Source organism: Streptomyces sp. AcH 505 (assembly GCF_000818175.1).
Lineage (GTDB): Bacteria > Actinomycetota > Actinomycetes > Streptomycetales > Streptomycetaceae > Streptomyces.
In genome coordinates this window covers 5,204,318-5,214,331 of the sequence record NZ_JTIY01000001.1, presented here as the reverse complement: position 1 = coordinate 5,214,331, position 10,014 = coordinate 5,204,318, and the positions used below count along the sequence as shown (strand labels likewise).

Below are 10,014 nucleotides of genomic sequence, written 5' to 3'. Positions count from 1 at the left end.
TGAGCGCGACCGGCTGCGACCTGTACAACGTCTACGGCCCCACGGAGACCACCATCTGGTCCACCGCGGGCCGGCTCGACCGGGCGACCGCCGACGGCCGGGTGGATGTGGGCCGCCCGATCGCCAACACCCAGGTGTACGTGGCGGATCCGTACGGCCGTGAACTGCCGGTCGGGGTGCGCGGTGAACTGTGTGTCGCGGGGACGGGCGTCGCTGTCGGCTACCACGACCGTCCGGAGCTGACGGCGCTGCGCTTCGGTGACCATCCGCGGTACGGCAGGTTCTACCGCACCGGGGACCTGGCGAAGTGGACCGGCGACGGCAGGCTGGAGATCCTCGGACGGATGGACCGCCAGGTCAAACTGCGGGGCAACCGGATCGAACTCGGCGAGATCGAGGCCGTGTTGCTGTCCCATCCGGATGTGCTCGCCGCCGCGGTGGTGATCGCGGGTGACCCGAGCGCCGACGCGGTCCTGTGCGCGTTCGTGGTCGCTCCGGGGCGGCCCGAGGTGGTCGCGGAGCTGTGGGAGCACGCGCACGGTTCGCTGCCTGCCTCGGCGACGCCTCAGGAGTTCGTGGCGGTGGACGCCTTCCCGATGACGGGCAACGACAAGGTGGACTACCCGGCGCTCACGCGGCGGGCGTTGGAGCAGCGCAGGACGGCTGCCGACGTGCCGCCCGCCGGTCCGCGGGGCGCGGGCCAGGATTCCGCCGGCGGCGGTGACGAGTTGGTGGGGGTGCTGGTGGCACTGTGGAACAGCCTGCTGGGGCGCGGCGATCTGGACGCGGAGAGCAACTTCTTCGCGCACGGGGGTCATTCGCTGCTCGGCGTACGGCTGTTGCAGGAGGTTCAGACGGCGACGGAGGTACGGCTCAAGCTCAAGGACCTCTTCGACGACCCGACTCCTGCGGGGCTGGCCATGAAGACGCGTGCGGCGCGCGCGGCGGCGGGTGCGGAAGCGGAGTCGACGGCGGGTTCGAATGGCTGAGTGATCCTACGGCAGCGGCAGCCGGCCACCGCGCCGCGCCACCCCGTTAAGCCGCGGGACTCCACGGGTGGGAAGTCCCGCGGCCGGGGCCGGAGAGGCGCGGCGCGCGTTGCCGGACACCGGAACGGGGGTTTCCGGAGGGGTCGTCCGGCACGCGCGCTTCGCGTCTCCTCCGGAGTCGGAGGCGGTGTTGCGGAAAGCGGTCCGGGGATGGTGCGGGGATGTCGCCGTGCGCCTCGGACCGCTTTCTCTTTCCTGCTGGTCCAGTGTGCGGCCGTCGGACGGTGGTCGCCCACGACGTCTGTCATGGCGGACCCCTGATAGGTGTCATGGTTGTGCCGGCCGCGCCTACGGTGTAAGGGCGGGGCGTACGAGGCGACGGGGACCCCGGGGAGGGCCCGTCAGAGCCAGCCGCGGTCCTCCGCGATACGGGCAGCCTCCGCGCGGGTCCTCGCGGTGGTCTTGGCCATGGCGGACGAGACGTGGTTGCGCACGGTCCCCTCCGACAGGTGCAGCGCCCGGGCGATGTCGGTGACCGTACCCCCGTCGAGTGCCTGGGCGAGCACCTGCCGCTCCCGCACCGTGAGGGGGCTGGTGCCCGAGTGGAGGGCTTCCGACGCGAGGCCGGGGTCTATGACCCGCAGCCCGGCCGCAGCCCTGCGCACCGCGTCGACGAGGTGTTCGGGGGGCGCGTCCTTGACGACGAAGCCGACGGCGCCCGCCGCCATGGCCCGGGTCAGATATCCGGGCCTGCCGAACGTCGTGCAGATGACGACCTTGCAGGACGGCAGCCGCCGGCCGAGTTCGGCCGCGGCGCTCAGACCGTCCTTGCCCGGCATCTGGACGTCCATCAGCGCCACGTCCGGGAGGGTACGCAGCGCGGCGGGCAGAACATCGTCCCCGTTGCCGACCTCGGCGACGACCTCGATGTCCTGCTCCAGGCGGAGCATCGAGGCGAGTGCGCCGCGCACCAGCGCCTGATCGTCGGCGAGCAGAACCCTGATCAAGTGTGTGTGCTCCTCCGACGTTCTGTACGGGCGGACTCAGCGTACTGCCCGGGACGTTGGTGCCGTCCCGGGCAGTGACGGCGTGTCAGCCGACCTCGGGTGCCGGGGCCCCGGCCAGTTCGGCGAGCAGGTGCTCGGCGAGGTCCGCGGGGGTCGGGCAGTCGTAGACGGCGTCGGCCTCCAGTTCCAGTCCGGTGAGTTCGACGATCCGGTTGCGCAGTTCGATCGCGGCCATCGAGGAGAACCCGAGGTCGAAGAAGTCGGCGTCGTGTTCGACCGCTTCGGCGGAGGGGAACCGCAGGATCTCCGCCGCCGCGCCGCGTACCAGGTCGAGCACGATACCGCGGTGCTCGTCGGGCGTACCGTCCGCGAGCCGCTGCCGGAACGCGGCGACGCTGTCGCCCGTTTCGGCGCTGTCCGCGCCCTGACCGTCCTTGTCCCCCGCCGTTTCCGGGAGTTCGTCGAGCAGCCGGGACGGGCGGTGGGCCGACAGGAGAGCGCCGATGTCGGCCGGTTCTGTGTCGGTGAGCAGCAGGGTCGTGTCGCCCTGGGCGAGGGCCTGCCGGACGGCGGGTACCACCGCAGCCGGGTCGGTCAGGCCGACGGCCACGGAGATGGCCGGCAGCCCCTGGGCGGCTCGCAGTCCCGCGAGGGCGTCGAAGGACAGGTGCGCGGCGGTGGCGGCCTGCCCCGCGGTGCCCCAGGCCGCTTCCGCCGGGGAGACGAGGACGAAGGCGGCCAGGTCCAGGGACCGGGTGCGTTCGTGCAGGGTGTGGGCGACGGCCGCCGGCGTCCCTGTCGTAGCGGTCGTCGCACCGGTCGCCATGTCGGCCGTCGCATCGGTCGTCATGCCGTCGCCGGCGGTGCACACGACGGCGGTCAGGGGCGGTTCGATACGGTCCAGCAGGGCGTCGAGAGCCGCCGGGTCGGCCGGGTCGCAGGCGTGCACCACGACGCCGGGTTCGGTGTCGAGTGCGGCTGCCGGCTGGGTCAGGACGACTCCGGCGGCGCCGGCGCGCGCCACCCACCGGGTCAACTCGACTGTCTGCGCGTCGAGTTCACCGGCTATCAGGACCGTACCCGTCGGCTGCCAGTCGGTGCCGAGCGCCACCCGGCCCGCCGGGGCCTGCTGGAGCCTGCGGCCGAAGACACCGGCGGCGCGTACGGCGATCTCGTCCTCGCCCGTCAGCCCGGTCAGCATCCCGCACAGCCGGCGTACGGCCTGCTCGTTGATCTGCTCGGGCAGGTCGATCTGGCCGCCGCTGAGCGCCGTGTACGCGTGGGCCGCGGCCCGTCCGACGCCCCAGGCCGGTGCCGAGCCGGGCGTGGTCGGGCCGTCCGACGGGGTCACCTGGACCGCGCCCCGGGTCAGGAACCACACGGGCGCCGCAGGCTGGGCCTCGGTCACCGCTGCGACCAGGGACTCGGCGAAGCGGGTCGTGCCGCTCCCGGCGCCCTGCTCGCCGTCGGTGAGCAGGCACGTGATGCCGGCGGTCCGTTCGTCGGCGGTCTCCCTGATCCGGCGGGCGAGCTTGTCGGCGTCGGAGCTGCGGGCCACGGGGAGCGCCCGTACCTGCGCGCCGTGGGCCGCGAGGCCGGCCACGACCGCCTGGGCGTGCTCCGAGACCGTCTCGTCCTCGGGCACGAAGACCAGCCACGGTCCGGCCAGGGCGGGTGCGGGTACGTCCGTCAGGGGTTTCCAGGTGGTCCGGTACCGCAGCCGCGCTGTGGTGTCCGGGTCCCGCGTGCCGCGCAGTTTCGCCAGTGCGGGCAGCAGGTCGCCGAGCTGGTGCCCGGCGCCCAGGCCGAGCGCGGCGAGCAGCGCGTCGGGGTCCTGGCGCTCGACGGCGTCCCAGAGGCCCTGGTCCGCCCGCTCCACGTCGCGGGTCCCGGACTCCCGGCGCCGCCCGGTCGCGTCCGGCCAGTAGCGCTGACGCTGGAAGGGGTACGTGGGCAGGGAGACGGTACGCGGCGGCGCCCCGCCGACGACGGCGGCCCAGTCGACGGGCAGCCCGTGGACGTAGAGGTGGGCGAGCGCCTCAGCCAGTGTGCGTGCCTCCGGCCGGTCGCGGCGCAGCGCCGGCACGTTGGTCCCCGTCCAGTCGACAAGGCATTCTTGCGCCATCGCCGACAGCACGGCGTCGGGGCCGACTTCCATGAACCTGGTCACTCCCTGCGCCCGCAGGGTGCGTACGCCGTCGCTGAACCGTACGGCTTCGCGGAGGTGGCGCACCCAGTAGGCGGGCGAGGTGAGTTCGGCATCGGTGGCCAGCTCTCCGGTGACGTTGGAGACAACCGGGATCGTCGGCGGCCGGTACGTCATCTCTTCGGCGACGCGCCGGAATTCCGCCAGCGCGGGTTCCATGAGGGGTGAGTGGAAGGCGTGGCTGACGGCCAGCCGTCTCGTCTTGTGCCCCTGTTCGGCAAGGCGTGCGGCCAGGGCGAGGGTGGCCGTCTCGTCGCCTGAAATGACCACGGACGCGGGCCCGTTGACGGCGGCGACGCTCACCAGGTCCGGGTAGGGGGCGAGCAGGGGCAGTACGTCCTCCTCGGCCGCGCGCACCGACACCATGGCCCCGCCCGGCGGCAGCGCCTGCATCAGCCTGCCGCGCGCGGCGACGAGTCGTACCGCGTCGTCCAGCGGGAGCACGCCGGCGACATGGGCGGCGACAAGTTCGCCGATGGAGTGGCCCGCCAGGAAGTCGGGCCGTACGCCCCACTGTTCGAGGGTGCGGAACAGGGCCACCTCGACCGCGAAGAGCGCGGCCTGGGTGTACTGCGTCTGCTGAAGCAGCTCGGCGTCGTCGCGCAGGACGTCACGTACCGGCGGTTGGATGTGCTGGTCGAATCGTGCGCACACCTCGTCGAAGGCGGCGGCGTACACCGGGTACGTGTCGTACAACTCCTGGCCCATGGCGAGCCGTTGACTGCCCTGACCGGTGAAGAGGAAGGCCGTCTTGCCGCGCGCGGCGGTGCCGCTGATCACCTGCGCGCCGGGCGTCCCCAGCGATGCCGCGTCCAGCCCTTCGGTGAGTTCGGCGCGGGAGGCGCCGAGGACGACCAGGCGATGTTTGAGTGCGCTGCGGGTGGTGGCCAGCGCGTGGGAGATCTCGGCGGGCGTCTGCTCGGGCCGGTCCTCCACGTGGGCGCGCAGCCGCTGGGTCTGGGCACGGAGCGCTTCGGGGCTCTTCGCCGACAGTGTCCAGGCGGTCACCGGGCTTGCCACGTCGGGCTGTTCGGGCCGTGGCACCTCCCATTCGGGCGCGGGCTGTTCGAGGATGACGTGCGCGTTGGTGCCGCTGATGCCGAAGGAGGACACGCCGGCCCGGCGCGGCCGGTCGCTGTCGGGCCAGTCCGTCCGTTCGGTGAGCACCCGTACCGAGCCCGACTCCCATGCGACGTGCCGCGAGGGCCGGTCCACATGGAGGGTGCGCGGCAGGACGCCGTTGCGCATGGCCATCACCATCTTGATGACGCCGGCGACTCCCGCCGCGGCCTGGGTGTGACCGATGTTGGACTTCACCGAGCCCAGCCACAGCGGCCGGTCCTCGGGCCGGTCCTGCCCGTAGGTCGCGAGCAGGGCCTGCGCCTCGATCGGGTCGCCGAGGGTGGTGCCCGTGCCGTGCGCCTCGACGGCGTCCACCTCGGAAGGGACGAGCCGTGCGTCGGCGAGGGCCTGCCGGATGACCCGCTGCTGGGAGGGGCCGTTGGGGGCGGTGAGACCGTTGCTGGCACCGTCCTGGTTGATGGCGGAGCCGCGGACCACGGCGAGCACCTGATGGCCGTTGCGGCGGGCGTCGGAGAGCCGCTCGACGAGCAGCATGCCGACGCCCTCGCTCCAGCCGGTGCCGTCCGCCGCGTCGGCGAAGGACTTGCAGCGGCCGTCGGGCGCGAGCCCGCGCTGCCTGCTGAAGTCGACGAACACGTTGGGGGTGGACAGGACGGTGACCCCACCGGCCAGGGCGAGGGAGCAGTCACCGGACCTCAGCGCCTGGATCGCCCAGTGCAGGGCCACCAGGGAGGAGGAGCAGGCCGTGTCGAGGGTGACGGAGGGCCCTTCGAAACCGAAGGTGTACGAGATCCGCCCCGACGCCACACCGCCGGACGTGCCCGTACCGACGAACCCCTCGCTGCCGCTCGGCAGGTGCTGCAGGTGCATCCCGTAGTCGTGGTACATCAGACCGACGAACACGCCGGTCTGGCTGCCGCGGACCTTCGCCGGGTCGATACCGGCGTATTCCAGCGCCTCCCACGAACTTTCCAGGAGCATCCGCTGCTGCGGGTCCATCGCGACGGCCTCGCGCGGCGAGATGCCGAAGAACGCCGGGTCGAACTCGGTTGCGTCGTAGACGAATCCGCCCTCGCGTGTGTACGTGGTGCCGGGGTGCTCGGGGTCGGGGTGGTACAGCTCGGCCAGGTTCCAGTTGCGGTCGGCGGGGAACATCGACATGGCGTCCCCACCCTCGGCCACCAGCCGCCACAGACCGTCCGGGTCGGTGACGCCGCCGGGCAGCCGGCAGCTCATGCCCACGATAGCGATCGGCTCGTCGTCGCCGCCGGCAGCCGTGGCGGGCCCTGCGGCCGGTCCGTCATCCAGCAGTTCGGTCCGCAGATACGCGGCCAGGCTCGTGGGGGTGGGGCAGTCGAAGATCAGCGTGGCGGGCAGCCGGAGGCCGGTGGCCGTGTTCATCCGGTTGCGGAACTCGACGGCGGTCAGCGAGTCGAAGCCGTTCTCGTTGAACGGCCCTTCCGGGTCCAGGTTGTTGGGGTCCGGGTGACCGAGCACGGCAGCAGCCTGACCGAGCACCACGTCCAGCAGGGCACCGAGGTGTTCGGCCTCGGGCATACGGGCCAGGCGCTCACGCAGAGCCGAAGCCGCAGCCGGGTCGGCGCCCACCGTGCGCCGCTTCGACGTGGCGACCAGACCGCGCAGCACCGTGGGCACCGCGCCGAAGCGGGCGGCGGCGCGCAGCGCGCCGAACTCCAGGCGGATGGGCACCAGGGTCGCCAGGTCCGCCGTGCGGGCCGCGTCGAACAGGGCGAGACCGTCCTCGGTCGACAACGGCGCGACGCCCGTACGGGCCAGCCGGGCCCGGTCGGTGTCGTCGAGTCCCCCGGTCAGTCCGCTGTCCTGCTCCCACAAGCCCCATGCCAGGGACAGGGCGGGCAGGCCGAGTTGGCGCCGGTATCCGGCCAGGGCGTCCACGAAGGCGTTGGCCGAGGCGTAGTTGCCCTGCCCCGGGCCGCCGAAGACGCCCGCCGCCGAGGAGAAGACCACGAAAGCGGTGAGCGGCAGTTCCCTGGTCAGTTCGTGCAGGTTGAGGACGGCGTCGGCCTTGGACCGCAGCACCGTGTCGAACCGCTCGGGGGTCAGTGAGGTGACGACGCCGTCGTCCAGCGAACCCGCCGCGTGGACCACGGCGGTGAGGGGGTGCTCCGCCGGGACACCGGCCAGCACGTCGGCCAGGGCTTGCCGGTCGGCCGCGTCGCACGCGACGACGGTCACCTCGGCGCCCAGCCCGGTCAGTTCGTCCCGCAGCCGGTCGGCGCCATCGGCGGCGGGGCCGCTGCGGCCGGCGAGTACCAGATGGCGCACCCCGTGCGCGGCGACCAAATGCCTGGCGACGATGCCGCCGAGCGTTCCGGTGCCTCCGGTGATCAGTACGGTGCCTTCGGTGTCCCACGCGGGCGCGGGGACCTCTTCGGCACTGTGACGGGCGAGTCGCGGTACGAGGGTGGCGCCGACGCGCAGGGCGGCCTGCGGTTCGCCGGACAGTACGGCGGCGGGCAGCGCCTGCCACGACTCCTCCGTACCGTCGATGTCCAGGAGGACGAAGCGGCCCGGGTTCTCGGACTGGGCCGAGCGGATCAGCCCCCATACGGCGGCGTTCGGCAGATCGCCGGCCGCAGGCCCCCCGGCCGGTACGGCGTCGCGGGTGACGAACACCAACGGCACGTCGGCGTACCCGTCGGCGGCCAGCCATGCCTGCGCCGCCGCGAGCGCCGCGGCGGTCGCGGTACGCACCTGGGCCGCCGTGTCCTCGACGACGCCCTGTGACACGGCCTCGCACACCACGAACGCCACCCGGGGTACGGGCAGTTCGGTGTCCGGGTCCGTCCCCGGCGGGCAGAGGTCGACTTGAGCGCCGGCCCTCTCCAGTACGGCGCGCAGCTCCGGTACGTCGTCGCCCCGCAGCTGGCAGCGGACACCGCCCGTCGCCGGGGCGGCGGTGTCGGGGGCGGGCACCCAGTCGAGCCGGAACAAGGCGTCCCGCAGCGGGTCGGCGCCGCCCGTGAGGTCAGCAACGGCGAGGGGACGTACGACAAGCGAGTCAGCGGAGGCGACCGGCGCGCCGGCGCTGTCGGCGACCTCCACCCGGACCGCGTTACGGCCCGCAGAGGAGAGCCGTACTCGCAGCGCGGTGGCGCCCGTGGCCGCCAGTCGTACCCCGGTCCAGGCGAACGGCAGCAGCGGCCCGTCGGCGGACGCCCCCTCGAAGAAGCCCCCGAGCGCCAGCGGTTGCAGCGCGGCGTCGAGAAGCGCGGGATGCAGCCCGAACGCGTCCGCTTCGTCGGACGCCTCGTCCGGCAGGGCCACTTCGGCGAACAGCTCGTCGTCGCGGCGCCAGAGGGCCTTCAGGCCGCGGAAGGCGGGGCCGTAGTCGACACCGACGGCCGCCATCGATTCGTACACGTCGTCCGGCCGCAGCGCCGTCGCACCGGCCGGCGGCCACGACTCCTCCGGGAAGTGCGCGGACGCGGTGTCGGTGGTGAGGAAGCCGGTGGCGTGGCAGGTCCAGGGTTCGTCGGCTGCGGCATCGGCGGACCGGCCATGAACGGCCAGTGCCCGCCGCCCGTCATCCTCCGGGGCGCCGACAGCCAACTGAAGCTGCACCGCGCCCCGTTCAGGGACGACGAGCGGCGCCTGAAGCGTCAGCTCCTCCACGAGGTCACAGCCGACCTCGTCACCGGCCCGGATCGCCAGCTCCACAAAACCCGTACCCGGCAGCAGAACGCTTCCGTTGACCGTGTGGTCCGCCAGCCACGGATGGGACGCGAGCGACAACCGCCCCGTCAGCAGCACACCTTCCGAGTCGGCGAGCGCCACTGTCGCGCCGAGCAAGGGATGGCCCACGACGCCCAGACCCAGATGGGAGGCGTCGCCGCTGGACGTGACGGACTTCGGCCAGTAGGGCTGGTGCTGAAAGGCGTAGGTCGGCAGCTCCACGACGCGCGGGTGGGCCGGGGCGAAGAACGCTGCCCAGTCGACCTCGCCACCGCGCACCCACAACTCCGCGGCGGAGGCCAGGAACCGGGCCATGCCGCCCTCCTGCCGGCGCAGCGTGCCCACCACCACCGCATCGGCGGCGCCCGCACGCTCCAGACTCTCCTGGACCCCGATCCGCACCACCGGATGCGCACTGGACTCCACGAAGAACCGGAAGCCCTCTCCGGCCAGTGCCTCAACCGCCGGACCGAACCGGACCGTCTCCCGCAGGTTCCGGAACCAGTAGCCGGCATCGAGCGCTGTCGTGTCGAACCAGTCGGATGTCACTGTCGAGAAGAACGGCACGTCACCGCTGTGCGGCATGATGGGGCCCAAAACCTCCAACAGCTCTGCCTCGATCGCCTCCACATGAGCCGAATGCGAGGCGTAATCCACCTCGATACGACGTGCCCGTACCCCTGCCGCTTCGTACTCGGCGACCAGCGTGTCCAGCAGCCCGGCGTCACCGGAGACCACCGTCGACGACGGACCGTTCACCGCCGCGACACAGACACTTCCGTCCAGCTCGCGAAGGCGTTCCTCCACCGCGTCCGCCGGGAGCGGGACCGACACCATGCCCCCACGCCCTGACAGTCCGACCAGCGCCCGGCTGCGCAGAGCCACCACCCGCGCACCGTCCTCCAACGACAATCCGCCCGCCACGACGGCAGCAGCGATCTCGCCCTGGGAATGACCCACCACCGCGTCCGGCACCACACCGACCGAAGACCACATCGCGGCCAGCGACACC

Annotated in this window: 3 protein-coding genes; 1 reads left to right on the top strand and 2 read right to left on the bottom strand. The window is 72.7% G+C overall.

The features are described 5' to 3' along the window. Positions 1–989, top strand: a 989-nt coding sequence (locus HY68_RS23610; RefSeq protein WP_041991945.1) for a non-ribosomal peptide synthetase, incomplete at its 5' end; no start/stop codon positions are given. Between the two features lie 401 nt (positions 990–1,390). On the opposite strand, the gene HY68_RS23605 is transcribed toward HY68_RS23610, so the two are convergent. Both HY68_RS23605 and HY68_RS23600 read right to left on the bottom strand, forming a co-directional pair. Then, positions 1,391–1,996 (bottom strand): response regulator transcription factor, encoded by a 606-nt coding sequence (locus tag HY68_RS23605; RefSeq protein ID WP_041991943.1) that lies wholly within the window; start codon positions 1,994–1,996, stop codon positions 1,391–1,393. 85 nt (positions 1,997–2,081) lie between these two features. Next, a complete protein-coding gene (locus HY68_RS23600; protein WP_052457154.1) occupies positions 2,082–10,013 on the bottom strand; it encodes a type I polyketide synthase in 7,932 nt (2,643 codons plus the stop codon). Between the last annotated feature and the right edge of the window lies 1 nt (position 10,014).